Genomic DNA, 15,378 nt, shown 5'->3' on the forward strand with positions numbered 1-15,378 from the left:
GCCCTCCCGGAGGTACCCGTGGACCTGCAGCTCACCGGCTCCCGCGTGCTCGTCACCGGCGGCACCCGCGGCATCGGCCGGGCCGTCGTCGAGACCTTCGTCGACGAGGGCGCGGTCGTGGAGTTCTGCGCCCGCGACGCCGCCGAGATCGAGGCGACCGAGAAGGCGATCGCGGAGCGCGGGGGCCGGGTGACCGGCGCGCGGCTCGACGTCCGCGACGGGCCGGCGCTGACCGGCTGGGTCGAGGCGGCCGCCGGCCGGCTCGGCGGGCTGGACGCCGTCGTCGCCAACGTCAGCGCGCTGGCGATCCCGGACACCGAGGAGAACTGGTACACGAGCTTCGAGGTCGACCTCATGCACACCGTGCGGCTCGCCACGGCCGCGATCCCGCACCTGGAGGCCAGCCCGAACGGTTCGATCGTCGCCGTCTCCAGCGTCTCCGGGCGCGAGGCCGACTTCGCCTCCGGCCCCTACGGGACGATGAAGACCGCGGTCGTCGGCTACGTCTCGGGGCTGGCGTTCCAGCTGGCCGGGCGCGGGGTGCGGGCCAACGTCGTCTCGCCGGGCAACACGTACTTCACCGGCGGGGTCTGGAACCAGATCGAGCAGCGCCAGCCGGACCTGTACTCGACCGCGATGGGCCTCAACCCCACCGGCCGGATGGGGACGCCGGAGGAGATGGCCCGCGCCGTGGTCTTCCTGTCCAGCCCGGTGTCGAGCTTCACGACCGGCACCAACCTCGTGGTGGACGGCGCCCTCACCCGCGGCATCCAGCTCTGAGAGGCTGCGGCATGGCGCTCATCTACCCCGTGCAGGCCGACTCCCCGGAGCCCGAGGACGGCACCGAGCCCGAGTTCGCCGAGCTGGCCGCCGACCTCTCCGACACCTGGCTGGTCGAGGTCGCCCTCAGCGACGACGGGGACGACGCGTGCTTCGGCCCGCTCACGGCCCGCGCCGCCTGGGACCTCGCGATCGGCATCGACGAGCGCCGTCCCGGGTGGACGGTCTCCGTCGTCCCCCTGCACGTGGCCGGCACCCCCGACGAGCTGGTCGAGCTCTTCGAGGAGTGACCGCGGCTCACCAGCCGCGGGCGCGCCACTCCGCGAGGTGCGGCCGCTCGGCGCCCAGCGTCGTGTCCTTCCCGTGCCCGGGATAGACCCACGTCTCGTCGGGCAGCGTGCCGAACAGCCGCTCCTCGACGTCGTCGACCAGGCTGGTGAAGTCCTCCGGCGACCAGGTCTTGCCCACCCCGCCGGGGAAGAGGCTGTCGCCGGTGAACAGGTGCGTGCCGGCGCCCTCCGGCCCGCGCCAGAGCAGCGCGATGCTGCCCGGCGTGTGCCCGCGCAGGTGGATGACCTCGAGGGTCTGCCCGCCGACCCGGACCGTGTCGCCGTGCACCACCGGCCGCTGCACGGGGACGGGCAGCTCGTCGGCGTCGGCCGGGTGCGCGACGGTGACCGCGCCGGTCGCCTCGACCACCTCGGGCAGCGCGCGGTGGTGGTCCCAGTGCCCGTGCGTGGTGACGACGGTGTGCACGCCGGCGTCTCCGATGAGGGCGCGCAGCGCCTCGGGCTCGGCCGCGGCGTCGATGAGCACGGCCTCACCGGTGTCCGGGTCGCGCAGCAGGTACGCGTTGTTGGCCATCTCGCTGACCGCCAGCTTGCTGATCGTCAGCCCCGGCAGCGCCCGGACGTCGGCCGGCCCGCCCACCTCGACGTCCCCGGTGTACCCCATCCCCAGCCTCCCGTTCGGAGAGTGTCGGCGGCCGCGGTTACGGTCCAGGCATGGACGCTAGCGGAGGTCTTCCCGCCGGTCGGATCGTCGGGCTCCCGGCCACCGAGCTGGCCACCCGCGTCCGGTCGGGGGAGCTGACCGCGGTCGACGTCGTCCGCGCCCACCTGGCCCACCTCGACGCGGTGGAGCCGCGCGTCGGCGCCTTCCGCGTCGTCCGCCGCGAGGCCGCCCTGGCCGAGGCGCACGCCGTCGACACCGCGCTCACCCGCTTCGCGATGCCGCTGGCCGGGGTGCCGGTCGCGGTCAAGGACAACGTCGCCGTCGCCGGTGAGGTCTGCACCGACGGCTCCGCCGCCCGCACCGGGCCGCCGGAGACCCGCGACGCCGAGGTGGTGGGACGGCTGCGCCGGGCCGGGGCGGTCGTCGTCGGTATCACCCGGATGCCGGAGCTGGGCCTCTACGGCGCCACCGATGGGCCGGGCACGGTCACCCGCAACCCCTGGGACACGGCGCGGTCGCCGGCCGGCAGCTCCGGCGGCAGCGCGGCGGCGGTCGCCTCCGGCGCGGTCCCGCTGGCCCACGGCAACGACGGGATGGGCTCGTTGCGCCTGCCGGCCGCGGCCTGCGGGCTGGTCGCCCTCAAGCCGGGGGTGGGGGTGGTGCCCGGCGGCATCGGTGCCGACGACTGGTCCGGGATGGCGGTCAACGGAGCACTGGCGACCACGGTGGCCGACCTCACGGTGGCCCACGCGGTGCTGGCGGGGGAGGAACCGGGCCCGCTCGAGGCGCCGGGTCGGCCGCTGCGCATCGCCGTGTCGACCCGCTCCCCACTGCCGGGGACGCGCGCCGACGGCCCCGCCCGGGCGGCCGTCGACGCGGTGGTCGCGGCCCTCACCGCGGCCGGCCACACCGTCGTCCGCCGCGACCCGCCGATCACCCCGGGTGCCGCGGCCGGCGTGCTGACCCGCTGGATGGCAGCGGCTGCCGACGACGCCGCCCACCTCGGCGTCCCTCTCGCCGACCTCCAACCGCGCAGCCGCACGCACGCGCGCATCGGCCGCGCCGTCCGGGCCGCCGGCCTGGTCCGCCCGGCGACCGCCGAGCGGTTCCGCGAGCGGATGGTGGGGTTCTTCGACGGAGCGAGCCGTACGGCCTCCCCGCAGGGCCCCACCGCGAGCGTGCGAGGGGTGGGGGGCGGAGAGGTCCTTGATCTGCTCCTCACCCCGGTCGTGACCGGCCCGCCGCTGCCCGCCCGGCCCTGGCACGAGCGCTCGTTCGCGGCCAACCTGACGGCCAACGCCCGCTGGGCACCGTGGACGCCGGCCTGGAACCTGGCCGGCCTCCCGGCCCTCGTGCTGCCCGCCGGCACCCGCCCCACGGGGCAGCCGCTGGCGGTCCAGTTCGCCGGCCCCCCGGGTGCCGAGAGGCGACTACTCTGGCTGGCCGGAGAGCTGGAGCGTCGGCTGCCCTGGCGTCGTCACGCTCCCGTCTTCGACCCCGCCGGAGCGTCGTCCCCGGCTCCCGTCTGAGCACCCGGGCGAGCGGCAACGTCGCCGTCGTCACGGATTGCACCCGGGCGGTGACGGCGTTGTCCGTATCGACATCTCGACATCTCCACCGCGGGCCCGGCGCGACCGGCCGGCCCGGCTGACCGACAGGGATCACATTGGACCGTCTCGTCGTCCGCGGCGCCCGCGAGCACAACCTCAAGGACGTCCACCTCGACCTGCCCCGTGACGCGCTGATCGTCTTCACGGGGCTGTCCGGCTCGGGGAAGTCCAGCCTCGCCTTCGACACGATCTTCGCCGAGGGCCAGCGCCGCTACGTCGAGTCGCTGTCGGCCTACGCCCGCCAGTTCCTGGGCCAGATGGACAAGCCCGACGTCGACTTCATCGAGGGCCTCTCGCCGGCCGTCTCGATCGACCAGAAGTCGACCAACCGCAACCCGCGCTCGACCGTCGGCACGATCACCGAGGTCTACGACTACCTCCGGCTGCTCTACGCCCGCGCCGGGCAGCCGCACTGCCCCAACTGCGGCAAGCCGATCTCGCGGCAGACCCCGCAGCAGATCGTCGACCAGGTGCTGGCCATGGAGGAGGGCACCCGCTTCCAGGTGCTCGCGCCCGTCGTCCGGGCCCGCAAGGGCGAGTACGTCGACCTGTTCAGCTCGCTGCAGACCCAGGGCTTCTCCCGGGTCCGCGTCGACGGCGTCGTCCACCAGCTGACCGACCCACCGAAGCTGAAGAAGCAGGAGAAGCACACGATCGAGGTGATCGTCGACCGGCTCACCGTCAAGGAGAGCGCGAAGCGGCGGCTCACCGACTCGGTGGAGACCGCGCTGGGCCTGGCCGGCGGCCTCGTCGTCCTCGACTTCGTGGACCTCCCCGAGGACGACCCCTACCGCGAGCGCACGTTCTCCGAGCACCTCGCGTGCGTGGACGACGGGCTGTCCTTCGAGGCGCTCGAGCCCCGGTCGTTCTCCTTCAACTCGCCGTTCGGCGCCTGCCCCGAGTGCACCGGCATCGGCACCCGCAAGGAGGTCGACCCCGAGCTCGTCGTGCCCGACCCGGGGAAGAGCCTGGCCCAGGGTGCGATCGCCCCGTGGGCCTCCTCGATGAGCAACGAGTACTTCACCCGGCTGCTCACCGGCCTCTCCCAGCAGCTCGGCTTCTCCATGGACGACCCGTGGGAGCGACTGCCGGCCAAGGTGCAGAAGGCCGTGCTGCACGGCTCGCCGGACCAGGTGCACGTCCGCTACCGGAACCGTTACGGCCGCGAGCGCAGCTACTACGCCGCGTTCGAGGGCGTGCTGCCCTTCATCGAGCGGCGGCACGAGGACACCGACAGCGAGTTCATGCGGGACAAGTACGAGGGCTACATGCGCGACGTGCCCTGTCCCGTCTGCCACGGCACCCGGCTCAAGCCCGAGATCCTCGCGGTCAAGCTCAACGGCCGCTCGATCGCCGAGGTCACCGGGCTGTCCATCGGCGAGGCCGCGGAGTGGCTGGGCGCGCTGGAGCTGGGTGAGCGGGAGCGGGCGATCGCCGACCGCGTGCTCCGGGAGATCCAGGCGCGGCTGTCCTTCCTCGTCGACGTCGGCCTGGACTACCTCTCGCTGGACCGGCCGGCCGCCACCCTGGCCGGTGGCGAGGCGCAGCGGATCCGGCTGGCCACCCAGATCGGCTCCGGGCTGGTCGGCGTCCTCTACGTGCTCGACGAGCCCTCCATCGGGCTGCACCAGCGCGACAACACCCGGCTGATCGAGACCCTCGTGCGGCTGCGGGACATGGGCAACACGCTCATCGTCGTCGAGCACGACGAGGACACGATCAAGACCGCCGACTGGGTGGTCGACATCGGCCCCGGCGCCGGCGAGCACGGCGGCGAGGTCGTCGTCAGCGGCACCGTCGAGGAGCTGATGGCCAGCGAGCGGTCGCTGACCGGCCAGTACCTCTCCGGGCGCAAGGAGATCGCCGTCCCGCAGGTGCGCCGCCAGCCCACGCCCGGCCGCGAGCTGGTGGTCAAGGGCGCCCGCGAGCACAACCTCAAGGGCGTCGACGTCACCTTCCCGCTGGGCCTGCTCGTCGCGGTCACCGGCGTCTCGGGCTCGGGCAAGTCCAGCCTGGTCAACGACATCCTCTACACGGTCCTGGCCAACGAGCTGAACCGTGCGCGGATGGTGCCCGGCCGGCACCGCACCATCACCGGCCTCGACCAGCTCGACAAGGTCGTGCACGTCGACCAGTCGCCGATCGGCCGCACCCCGCGGTCCAACCCGGCGACCTACACCGGCGTCTGGGACCACGTGCGCAAGCTGTTCGCCAGCACGTCCGAGGCGAAGATCCGCGGCTACCAGCCCGGCCGCTTCTCCTTCAACGTCAAGGGCGGCCGCTGCGAGGCCTGCTCCGGCGACGGCACGCTGAAGATCGAGATGAACTTCCTGCCGGACGTCTACGTGCCGTGCGAGGTGTGCAAGGGCGCCCGGTTCAACCGGGAGACCCTCGAGGTGCACTACAAGGGCAAGACGGTCGCCGAGGTCCTCGACATGCCCATCGAGGAGGCCGCCGACTTCTTCGCCGCCATCCCGGCGATCTCGCGGTACCTGCGCACCCTCACCGAGGTCGGGCTGGGCTACGTCCGGCTCGGCCAGCCGGCGACCACCCTCTCCGGCGGTGAGGCGCAGCGGGTGAAACTGGCCAGCGAGCTGCAGAAGCGCTCCAACGGCCGCAGCGTCTACGTGCTCGACGAGCCCACGACCGGGCTGCACTTCGAGGACATCCGCAAGCTGCTGGTCGTGCTGCAGGGCCTGGTCGACAAGGGCAACTCGGTGATCGTCATCGAGCACAACCTCGACGTCATCAAGAGCGCCGACTGGCTGATCGACATGGGCCCCGAGGGCGGCTTCCGCGGGGGCACGGTCGTCGCCGAGGGGCCGCCGGAGTTCCTCGCCACGGTCCCGGAGAGCCACACCGGCCGCTACCTGGTGCCGATGCTCGACCCCGACGCGGTGGCCGCCGCGGCGGCGCCGAGGAAGCGGGCCCGCAAGAAGGCCAGCTGAGCGGTGGTCGGGCGCTCGGGCGGGGCCCGGCCCCACCCCTGAAAGCCGCTCGACGCCCCGTGACCGGGCTGCCAGCATCAGGGCCGTGGACCTGGTCGCGGCCTCACCGGCGTTCGTCCTCGCCGTGGTGCTGATCGCGGCATCGCCGGGGCCGGCGGTGGCCCTCATCCTGCGGCGGGCCGCGCTGCGCGGCTTCCGCGGCGCGGTGCCGACCGTCCTGGGGCTCGAGGTGGGGCTCTACGTGTGGGCCCTGCTGGCCGCTGCGGGTTTCGCCGCCCTGGTGGCCGCCTCCGAGGTCGCCTTCCTGGTCCTGCGGGTCGTCGGCGCGGCCGTCCTGGTGTGGATGGGGCTGCAGGCCTGGCACGCCGCCTGGCGCGCGCGGAGGTCCCCGATCGGGGCCGGTGCCCCGGCACCTCCGGTCGGCCCCGACCGGCGCGGCCGGTGGACGGCGTTCGGCGAGGGGCTCCTGGTCCAGCTCGCCAACCCCAAGGCGGCCGTCTTCCTCATGGCCTTCTACCCGCAGTTCGTCCCGACCGACCGGCCGCTGTTCGCCACCACCGCCGCGCTGGCGCTGGTCCAGGTGGCCATCGAGACCGCGCTGTACACGGGGCTGGCCGCCGCCGTCGCCCGTGCCGGCGCGTGGTTCCGCCGCCCCAGGGTCCGCAGCCGTCTGGAGGCGGTCAGCGGCACGGTCCTCGTCGGCCTCGGCGTCCGGGTCGCGGCCGCCGACCGGTGAGACCCGGACGGGCTCCGGGAGCGGCCTGCCGCCGACGGGCCGCTGGGTGACGATGGCCGGGTGACGGACGCACAGCGGGACCACGACCTCGTCGTCTACGGCGCCACCGGCTTCGTCGGCCGGCTGCTCGCCGCGTACCTCGCCGGCGCCGCCCCGGCCGGCCTCCGCATCGCGCTGGCCGGCCGGTCGCGAGGCCGGCTCGAGCGGGTGCGTGGCGAGCTGCCGGCGGCCGCCCGCGACTGGCCGCTGGTCGAGGCCGACTCCACCGACGCCGCGTCGCTCGCCGCGCTGGCGGCCTCGACCCGGGTGTTGGCCACCACCGTCGGGCCGTACCTCCGCCACGGCCTGCCGGTGGTCGAGGCCTGCGCCCGGGCCGGCACGCACTACGCCGACCTCACCGGCGAGGTGCTGTTCGTCCGCCGGGCGATCGACGCCGCCGACGCGGTCGCCCGCGACACCGGCGCCCGCGTCGTCCACGCCTGCGGCTACGACTCCATCCCCTCCGACCTCTCCGCCCTCCTGCTCGCCGAGCGGGCGCGGGCCGACGAGGCCGGCGGTCTGCGCGACGTGCAACTGGTCGCCACCGCCCGCGGCGGGATCAGCGGCGGCACCGTCGACTCCGCCCGCGCCCAGTTCGAGGAGCTGGGCCGCGACGCCGCGGCCCGCCGGCTGGCCGGCGACCCGTTCGCCCTCAGCCCCGACCGCGCCGCCGAGCCCGACACCCGTCAGCCGCGCGACGCCGGTCCGCCGTCGCGCACCCCGGACGGCCGGTGGACCGCCACCTTCCTCATGGCCCCGTTCAACACCCGCGTCGTCCGCCGCAGCAACGCCCTGCAGGGCTGGGCGTACGGCCGCGGGCTGCGCTACGGCGAGGTGATGGGCTGCGGGCGGGGGATCGCCGGCGCTGCGACGGCGACCGCGGTCACCGCGGGGCTGGCCGGCATCTTCGCGGCGATGGCACTGCCCCTGACACGGTCCCTCCTGGACCGGGTGCTGCCCGAACCGGGCACCGGCCCCGGCGAGCAGACCCGGGCCCGCGGCTGGTTCCGCATGGAGGTCGACGCGACCACCGGGAGCGGACGCCGCTACCGCGCGACCGCCGCCGGACAGGGCGACCCCGGCTACGCCGCCACCGCCGTCATGCTGGGCGAGACCGTCCTCGGCCTGGCCCTGGACGGCGACCGGCTGCCCGACCGGGCCGGGTCGCTCACCCCCGCCACCGCGCTCGGGCCCGTGCTGGTCGAGCGCCTGCGTGCCGCCGGGCACAGCTACGAGGTCGCGGAGATCTGAGCCCTCCGACCGGGGGACGGCGGGCTTGAGCGGAGGGCGACCCACGCCCTACCCTCCGTGTGATCCACGTCACGCCGTCGTCGCGGTGTGGCGGTCCCCGATCGAGGAGGCGCCGGTGACCGCGCTCACGCCCGACTGTGACCCGGACCTGTCGAACTGCGGCTCGCCGACGTCCCCGGGGGGCGGCGTGCGGTCCACGGTCGTCCTCCTCGCCCTGGTGGCCATCGCGGTGCTCGCGGTCACCGGCGAGGCGGTGCCGGGCGCGGTCGCCGTCCTGGCCGGCGGCGTGGGCGTGCTCTCGGCCCTCGTGCTGGCCCGGCGTGCGGTGCGGCTCGCCGGTCGGGCCGGTGCCGCCGTCGCGGCGCACGGGCCGTGGTCCGGGACGGCGCACCGCTCGCGTCCGGTCGGCTGACCGCGGCGGGCCGCCCCGGACCTGCGCGGGCGGCGGTGGACGGGCAGGCTGACCGGCGACGACGCCGCCCGAGGAGGCCCGCCCGATGACCAGCCCAGCCCCCGTCACCTGGATCGACGCCCGCGACGGCGCCCGGCTGGCCGAGCGCCGCTGGACGCCCGACGGCCCGGTGAGGGGGACCGTCCAGCTGGTGCACGGGCTCTCCGAGCACGCCGGGCGGTACGAGCGGCTGGCCGGCGCGCTCACCGCGCAGGGGTTCGCCGTGGCCGCGCTCGACCAGCGCGGGCACGGGCTCACGGCGGGGTCCACCGGCCCCGGCGGCTTCGGCGAGGGGGCCACGAGCGACGCCGTCCTCGACGACGCCTGCGACCTGGGGCAGCGGCTGGCCGCCGACCACCCCGGCGTCCCGCGCTTCCTGCTCGGCCACTCGCTGGGCTCGGCGGTCGCGCTGGCCTCCGCCGAGCGGGACGGCGCGGACCTGGCCGGCCTGGTGCTGTCCGGCCCGATCGGCGTCGCGCCGCACCTGGCCGCGGCGGTGCCGCAGCTGGAGGCGGCCGTCGCCGGCGGCATGGGCGACCAGCCGATGGACGCCCTCGGCGCCTTCAACGCGCCCTTCGAGCCCGCCCGCACGCCCTACGACTGGCTCACCCGCGACCCGGCGGAGGTCGACGCCTACCTGGCCGACCCGCTGTGCGGCGACGACGTCCCGCCCACGTACCGCTACGGCGCCGGGATGTTCGCCCTGGTCACCCGCGCGGCCAGCCCCGAGGGCGTGGCCGGGCTGCCCGGCGGGCTGCCGGTGCTGCTGCTGGCCGGGCAGCGCGACCCGGTCGGCGGGACCGACGCCGCCCAGGTCGCCGCGCTGGCCGACCTGCTGCGCGACCGCGGCCTGCCGGTGGAGCTGCGGGTCTACCCCGACGCCCGGCACGAGGTCTTCAACGAGACCAACCGCGACGAGGTGACCGCCGACCTGCTCGCCTGGCTGGGGGCCCGGCTCGGCGGCTGACCGGCGTCCGGATCACACCGGTGTCCTCTGGTCGGCGAACCGTCGTCCGGCCCACCTAACCTGGGGTACATGCCCGACCCGTCCACGTACCGACCGGCGGTCGGCAGCATCCCGGAGTCACCCGGCGTCTACAAGTTCCGCGACCCCAACGGCCGGGTGGTCTACGTCGGCAAGGCCAAGAGCCTCCGGCAGCGGCTGAACAGCTACTTCGCCGACGTGGCGGGCCTGCACCCGCGCACCCGGCAGATGGTGACGACGGCGGCCAGCGTCGAGTGGACCGTCGTGGGCACCGAGGTCGAGGCCCTCCAGCTCGAGTACAACTGGATCAAGGAGTTCGACCCGCGGTTCAACGTCCGCTACCGCGACGACAAGAGCTACCCGTCGCTGGCCGTGACGCTGAACGAGGAGTACCCGCGGCTGCAGGTGATGCGCGGCCCGAAGAAGAAGGGCGTGCGCTACTTCGGCCCGTATGCGCACGCCTGGGCGATCCGCGAGACGCTCGACACCCTCACCCGGGTCTTCCCGGCCCGCACCTGCTCCAACGGCGTCTTCAAGCGCGCGGGGCAGATCGGCCGCCCGTGCCTGCTGGGCTACATCGGCAAGTGCGCCGCCCCCTGCGTCGGCCGGGTCTCCGCCGAGGAGCACCGGGAGATCGTCGACGGCTTCGTCGAGTTCATGGCCGGCCGCACCGACCAGATGGTCCGCCGCCTGGAGCGCGAGATGGCCGCCGCGGCCGAGGCGATGGAGTACGAGAAGGCCGCCCGGCTGCGCGACGACCTCGGCGCCCTCAAGCGGGCGATGGAGAAGCAGGCCGTCGTCCTCGGGGACGGCACCGACGCCGACGTCGTCGCCTTCGCCCAGGACGAGCTCGAGGCCTCGGTGCAGGTCTTCCACGTCCGCGGCGGGCGGGTGCGCGGCCAGCGCGGGTGGATCGTCGACAAGGTCGAGGAGGTCACCACCGGCGAGCTGGTCGAGCAGTTCCTGCTGCAGGTCTACGGCGGCGTGGACGAGGCGACCGGCGTCGGCGAGGCGGGGGAGGCCGTGCCCAGGGAGGTGCTGGTCCCCGAGCTGCCCGACGACGCCGACGTCTACGAGGAGCTGCTCAGCGAGCTCCGCGGCAGCCGGGTCAGCCTCCGGGTGCCGCAGCGCGGCGACAAGCGGGCCCTGCTGGAGACGGTGGAGCGCAACGCCAAGGAGGCCTTCGCCCGGCACCGGGTCAAGCGGGCCAGCGACCTCACGGCGCGCTCGCTGGCGCTCTCGGAGCTGCAGGAGGCGCTCGAGCTGCCCGAGGCGCCGCTGCGGATCGAGTGCATCGACGTCTCACACGTCCAGCAGACCAACGTCGTGGCGTCGATGGTGGTCTTCGAGGACGGGCTGGCGAAGAAGTCGGACTACCGCCGCTTCTCGGTCCACCAGGGCACCGACGACACCGCGGCGATGGCCGAGGTCGTCCGCCGCCGGTTCGCCCGCCACCTCAAGGAGGAGGCCGACCGCCGCGACGAGCAGGGGATCGCCGCGGAGGAGGGCCGGCCGCGCCGGTTCGCCTACCCGCCGAACCTGCTCGTGGTCGACGGCGGCGCGCCACAGGTCGCCGCGGCCGCCCGGTCGCTCGACGAGCTCGGCGTCGTCGACGTCGCCGTGTGCGGCCTGGCCAAGCGGATGGAGGAGGTGTGGCTGCCCGGGGAGTCGGACCCGGTCATCCTGCCGCGCACCTCCGAGGCGCTGTACCTGCTCCAGCGGGTCCGCGACGAGGCGCACCGCTTCGCGATCACCTACCACCGGCAGAAGCGGTCCACCAGCATGCTGGTCTCCCTGTTGGACGACGTCCCCGGCCTCGGGGAGTCGCGGCGGAAGGCGCTGATGAAGCAGTTCGGGTCCCTCAAGCGGCTGCGTGCCGCCACCGTCGAGGAGCTGGTGGCCGTGCCCGGCATCGGCCGGCGGACGGCGGAGGCCGTGCTCGCGGCGGTGGCGCAGCCGGAGGTGGGGGAGGCAACGGCCCCGGCGCACGCGGACGACGACGCCGCGGAGGAGGTCGTCGAGGCGACGACCGCCCCGGCCGGCCCGGCCGAGCGCGGCACGCCCCGCAGCGGCTCCGGCGCCACCGCCGAGGTCGGACTGGTGGTCTCGTGAGCGAACGGGTCGAGACCGCACCCCAGGAGACCGCACCCCAGGACGCCGTGCAGGACACCGACCACCGGGACACCGCCCACCTCGAGGTGCCCCCCGGGGCGCCGGGCCACCCGCACAGCGACGTCCCGCCGCCGCTGGACCCGTCCTCCACCGAGACCCAGCCGCTGGACGTCGTCGTCGTCACCGGGCTCTCCGGCGCCGGCAAGAACAGCGCCGGGCGGGTGCTGGAGGACCTCGGCTGGTTCGTCGTCGACAACCTGCCGCCGGCGCTGCTGCTGCCGATGGTCGAGCTCGGCGCGCGCGGTGACGTCCGCCGGTTCGCCGCCGTCGTCGACGTGCGCAGCCGGGCCTTCTCCAGCGACCTGCAGGAGGCGATCCGGGTGCTCGCCGAGGCCGGCCACCGCCCGCGGGTGGTCTACGTCCACGCGCGCGACGAGGTGCTGGTCCGCCGCTACGAGTCCAACCGGCGGGAGCACCCGCTGCAGGGCAGCGGCACCCTCACCGACGGCATCACCGAGGAGCGGGCCCTGCTGACCGGCATCGCCGGCGAGGCCGACCTCTGGGTCGACACCAGCGACCTCAACGTCCACCAGCTGCGCGCCACGCTGGAGAACGCCTTCGCCCGCGAGGGCAAGACGCCGCCGCTGACCGCGACGGTGCTCAGCTTCGGGTTCAAGTACGGCCTGCCGCTGGACGCCGACCTCGTCGTCGACGCCCGCTTCCTGCCCAACCCGCACTGGCTGCCCGACCTGCGCCCGCACACCGGCCAGGACCCGGACGTGCGCGACTACGTCCTCGGCCAGGAGGACGCCCGGCCCTTCCTCGACCGCTACACCGACGTGCTGCGGCTGCTCATCCCCGGCTACCGCCGGGAGGGCAAGCGGTACCTCACCCTCGCCGTGGGCTGCACCGGCGGCAAGCACCGCAGCGTCGCCATCGCCGAGGAGTTCGCCCGCCGGCTGCGTGCGGACGGCGTCGACGCCGCCGTCCAGCACCGCGACCTGGGCCGCGAGTAGTGGGCGCCGCGGAGTCCGTCCGGCCCGACGGCGCGGCCGGGACCGGGGCCCGGCCGCCGCGGGTCGTCGCCTTCGGCGGGGGCCACGGCCTGGCCGCCGCGCTCGCCGCCTGGCGCCGGATCACGCCGGACCTCACCGCGGTCGTCACCGTCGCCGACGACGGTGGCTCCTCCGGGCGGATCCGCCGGGAGATGCCCGTGCTGCCACCCGGGGACCTGCGCATGGCCCTGGCCGCCCTGGCCGGCGAGCGCGAGGACACCCGGCAGCTGGCGGCGCTGCTGCAGCACCGCCTCGGCGGCACGGGTGTCCTCGCCGGCCACTCGGTGGGCAACCTGGTGCTCACGGGGCTGACCGAGATGCACGACGGGGACACCGTCCGCGCGCTGGACGACGTGTGCCGGCTGCTCGGGGCCTGCGGGCGGGTGCTGCCGATGGCCGACGTCCCGCTCGACCTCGTCGCCCAGGTGGAGAGCGCCGACCCCGACGACCCGGTCCGCACCCGCACGATCCGCGGGCAGTCGGCGATCGCCGCGACCCCCGGCCGGGTGCGCCACATCCTCGTCGCGCCGGCCGACCCGCCGGTGCCCCCCGCCGTCCTCGACGCCATCGCCGCGGCCGACGTCGTCTCGCTCGGCCCGGGCTCCTGGTACACCTCCGTGCTGCCGCACCTGCTGGTGCCGCGGCTGCGCGCCGCGCTCGCCGCGAGCGGCGCCCGGGTGGTCGTCGTCCTCAACCTCGAACCCCAGCCGGGGGAGACCGACGGCTTCTCGCCGGAGGAGCACCTGACCGTCCTGCAGGGCCATCTCCGCGGAGTGGCATTGCACACGGTGATCGCCGATGAGGAATCGGTGGTTGACCGCTGTGGTCTCCTGTCTGCGGTACGTGAGTGCGGTGCCGAGCTCGTGCTGGCCCCGGTCGCCGAGGACGGTGGCGTGCCGCGGCACGACCCGGCGCGCCTGGCCGGAGCTCTCCGGCAGGCGCTCGGGACGCGGCAGGGCATGGACGAACGCGAGCCGGTACCGCAACCTCACGTACCGGATCCGGTACGAGGGGGAGACGAAGGGAACGCCGCACATGGGGCTGGTTGAGCCCGGGGGAACGTGGGGGTGGACGGCATGGCGATGACGGCCATGGTCAAGGACGAGCTGTCGCGCGTGGAGTGCACGAAGACCTCCGAGCGCAAGGCTGAGGTCACCGCGCTGCTGCGGTTCAGCGGCGGCCTGCACATCGTCGGTGGCCGGGTGGTCATCGAGGCAGAGCTGGACACCGGGTCGGTGGCCCGTCGCCTGCGTCGCGACATCAGTGAGGTCTACGGCTACACCAGCGGTGTGAGCGTGCTGGCCGGCGGCAACATCCGCCGCGGGGTGCGCTACCTGGTCCGCATCGCCAAGCACGGCGAGGGCCTGGCCCGGCAGACCGGGCTAGTCGACCAGCGCGGTCGTCCGGTCCGCGGGCTGCCGCCGTCGGTGGTCAGCGGTGGGATCAACGACGCCGAGGCCGCCTGGCGGGGGGCCTTCCTGGCGCACGGCTCGCTGACCGAGCCGGGCCGGTCCTCCTCGCTGGAGGTCACCTGCCCGGGGCCCGAGGCCGCGATGGCGCTCGTGGGTGCGGCCCGCCGGCTGGGCATCGCCGCGAAGGCCCGCGAGGTCCGCGGCGCCGACCGGGTGGTCGTGCGGGACGGCGACGCGATCAGCGCGCTGCTGACCCGGATGGGTGCCCACGACGCGGTGCTGGCCTGGGAGGAGCGGCGGATGCGCCGCGAGGTCCGGGCGACCGCCAACCGGCTGGCCAACTTCGACGACGCCAACCTGCGCCGCTCGGCCCGCGCCGCGGTCGCCGCCAGCGCCCGCGTGGAGCGGGCGCTGGAGATCCTCGACGGCGACGCCCCCGAGCACCTGCTCGTCGCGGGCCGGCTGCGGCTCGAGCACGGCCAGGCCTCGCTGGAGGAGCTGGGTCAGCGCGCCGAGCCGCCGATGACCAAGGACGCCGTCGCGGGCCGGATCCGCCGGTTGCTGGCCATGGCCGACAAGCGCGCCAAGGACCTCGGCATCCCGGACACCGAGTCCGTCGTCACCGAGGACATGCTGACCCAGTAGCGGGCGGGCCTCGCCCCGTCCACCTCCGCGGGCCCAGGGCGGGACCCGGGACGGGGTCGTCCCGGCCGGCCACCAGGGGCACTCCCCGCTGCTGCGGGGGGTGCCCCGTCGCGTCACCCGGTCGGAGAGGGTCTCCCGCGGGGGCCCCGCTGCAACCGGTGCCGGTCGCCCGCGAGCAGGCGGTCGACACAGTGCGCATCGGCGTCGCCGTCCGCCCCGCGGACCGCAGCGCCCCGGCCGCGTTGCTGGAGGCCGCCGCCCAGGCGCCCGACACCGCCGAGGCCACCGGCCGGGACCGGGTCCTGGCCGCGGTCCCGGCGGTCCGGACGGGGTGCACGCCCCCGTTGCGGGCGGCGCCGGCGTCGCGGAGCCGGTGCCCGGCTGCTGAGCCTGGACCGGA

13 protein-coding genes are annotated in these 15,378 nt (G+C 75.2%); 12 read left to right on the forward strand and 1 reads right to left on the reverse strand.

Annotation, left to right across the window (positions count from 1 at the left end):
• Nucleotides 1-18 precede the first annotated feature (18 nt).
• Both BLS21_RS09785 and BLS21_RS09790 read left to right on the forward strand, forming a co-directional pair.
• A complete protein-coding gene (locus BLS21_RS09785) occupies nt 19-780 on the forward strand; it encodes an SDR family NAD(P)-dependent oxidoreductase (protein WP_091217084.1) in 762 nt (253 codons plus the stop codon).
• An 11-nt stretch (nt 781-791) separates the two neighbouring features.
• Complete coding sequence (locus BLS21_RS09790; RefSeq protein WP_091217087.1) at nt 792-1,070, forward strand: hypothetical protein; 279 nt, start codon at nt 792-794, stop codon at nt 1,068-1,070.
• 7 nt (nt 1,071-1,077) lie between these two features.
• Here the strand turns inward: BLS21_RS09790 and BLS21_RS09795 are convergent, their stop codons facing one another.
• Nucleotides 1,078-1,734 (reverse strand): MBL fold metallo-hydrolase, encoded by a 657-nt coding sequence (locus BLS21_RS09795; RefSeq protein WP_091217090.1) that lies wholly within the window; start codon nt 1,732-1,734, stop codon nt 1,078-1,080.
• 50 nt (nt 1,735-1,784) lie between these two features.
• On the opposite strand from BLS21_RS09795, the gene BLS21_RS09800 reads away from it, so the two are divergent.
• From BLS21_RS09800 to whiA, 10 genes are all read left to right on the forward strand, one after another.
• Nucleotides 1,785-3,263 (forward strand): amidase, encoded by a 1,479-nt coding sequence (locus BLS21_RS09800; protein WP_091217094.1) that lies wholly within the window; start codon nt 1,785-1,787, stop codon nt 3,261-3,263.
• A 137-nt stretch (nt 3,264-3,400) separates the two neighbouring features.
• On the forward strand, nt 3,401-6,292 hold the full coding sequence (gene uvrA, locus BLS21_RS09805) for an excinuclease ABC subunit UvrA (RefSeq protein ID WP_091217097.1): 2,892 nt from the start codon (nt 3,401-3,403) through the stop codon (nt 6,290-6,292).
• A gap of 85 nt (nt 6,293-6,377) precedes the next feature.
• Nucleotides 6,378-7,028: a LysE family translocator gene (locus BLS21_RS09810; RefSeq protein ID WP_091217100.1), complete on the forward strand. Its 651-nt coding sequence runs from the start codon at nt 6,378-6,380 to the stop codon at nt 7,026-7,028.
• Nucleotides 7,029-7,088: 60 nt separating this feature from the next.
• Complete coding sequence (locus BLS21_RS09815) at nt 7,089-8,318, forward strand: saccharopine dehydrogenase family protein (protein ID WP_091217102.1); 1,230 nt, start codon at nt 7,089-7,091, stop codon at nt 8,316-8,318.
• A gap of 115 nt (nt 8,319-8,433) precedes the next feature.
• A complete protein-coding gene (locus BLS21_RS09820; protein WP_091217607.1) occupies nt 8,434-8,730 on the forward strand; it encodes a hypothetical protein in 297 nt (98 codons plus the stop codon).
• Nucleotides 8,731-8,815: 85 nt separating this feature from the next.
• Entirely contained in the window at nt 8,816-9,736 is a 921-nt protein-coding gene (locus tag BLS21_RS09825; protein WP_091217105.1) for an alpha/beta fold hydrolase, read from the forward strand.
• 69 nt (nt 9,737-9,805) lie between these two features.
• Nucleotides 9,806-11,866 carry an excinuclease ABC subunit UvrC gene (gene uvrC / locus BLS21_RS09830; RefSeq protein ID WP_091217108.1) on the forward strand — a complete coding sequence of 687 codons (2,061 nt, stop codon included), beginning with the start codon at nt 9,806-9,808 and terminating at the stop codon, nt 11,864-11,866.
• Nucleotides 11,863-12,882, forward strand: coding sequence for an RNase adapter RapZ (gene rapZ, locus BLS21_RS09835; protein ID WP_245700239.1), 1,020 nt, complete (start codon nt 11,863-11,865; stop codon nt 12,880-12,882). The genes uvrC and rapZ overlap by 4 nt, the downstream gene beginning before the upstream one ends.
• Nucleotides 12,882-13,970, forward strand: a complete 1,089-nt coding sequence (locus BLS21_RS09840) for a gluconeogenesis factor YvcK family protein (RefSeq protein ID WP_091217110.1) — start codon at nt 12,882-12,884, stop codon at nt 13,968-13,970. Before rapZ ends, BLS21_RS09840 begins: the two co-directional genes overlap by 1 nt.
• Before the next feature lie 27 nt (nt 13,971-13,997).
• Nucleotides 13,998-14,978, forward strand: a complete 981-nt coding sequence (gene whiA, locus BLS21_RS09845) for a DNA-binding protein WhiA (protein ID WP_091217613.1) — start codon at nt 13,998-14,000, stop codon at nt 14,976-14,978.
• Nucleotides 14,979-15,378 lie beyond the last annotated feature (400 nt).

Origin of the sequence: Geodermatophilus siccatus (assembly GCF_900103785.1) — a bacterium.
GTDB lineage: Bacteria > Actinomycetota > Actinomycetes > Mycobacteriales > Geodermatophilaceae > Geodermatophilus > Geodermatophilus siccatus.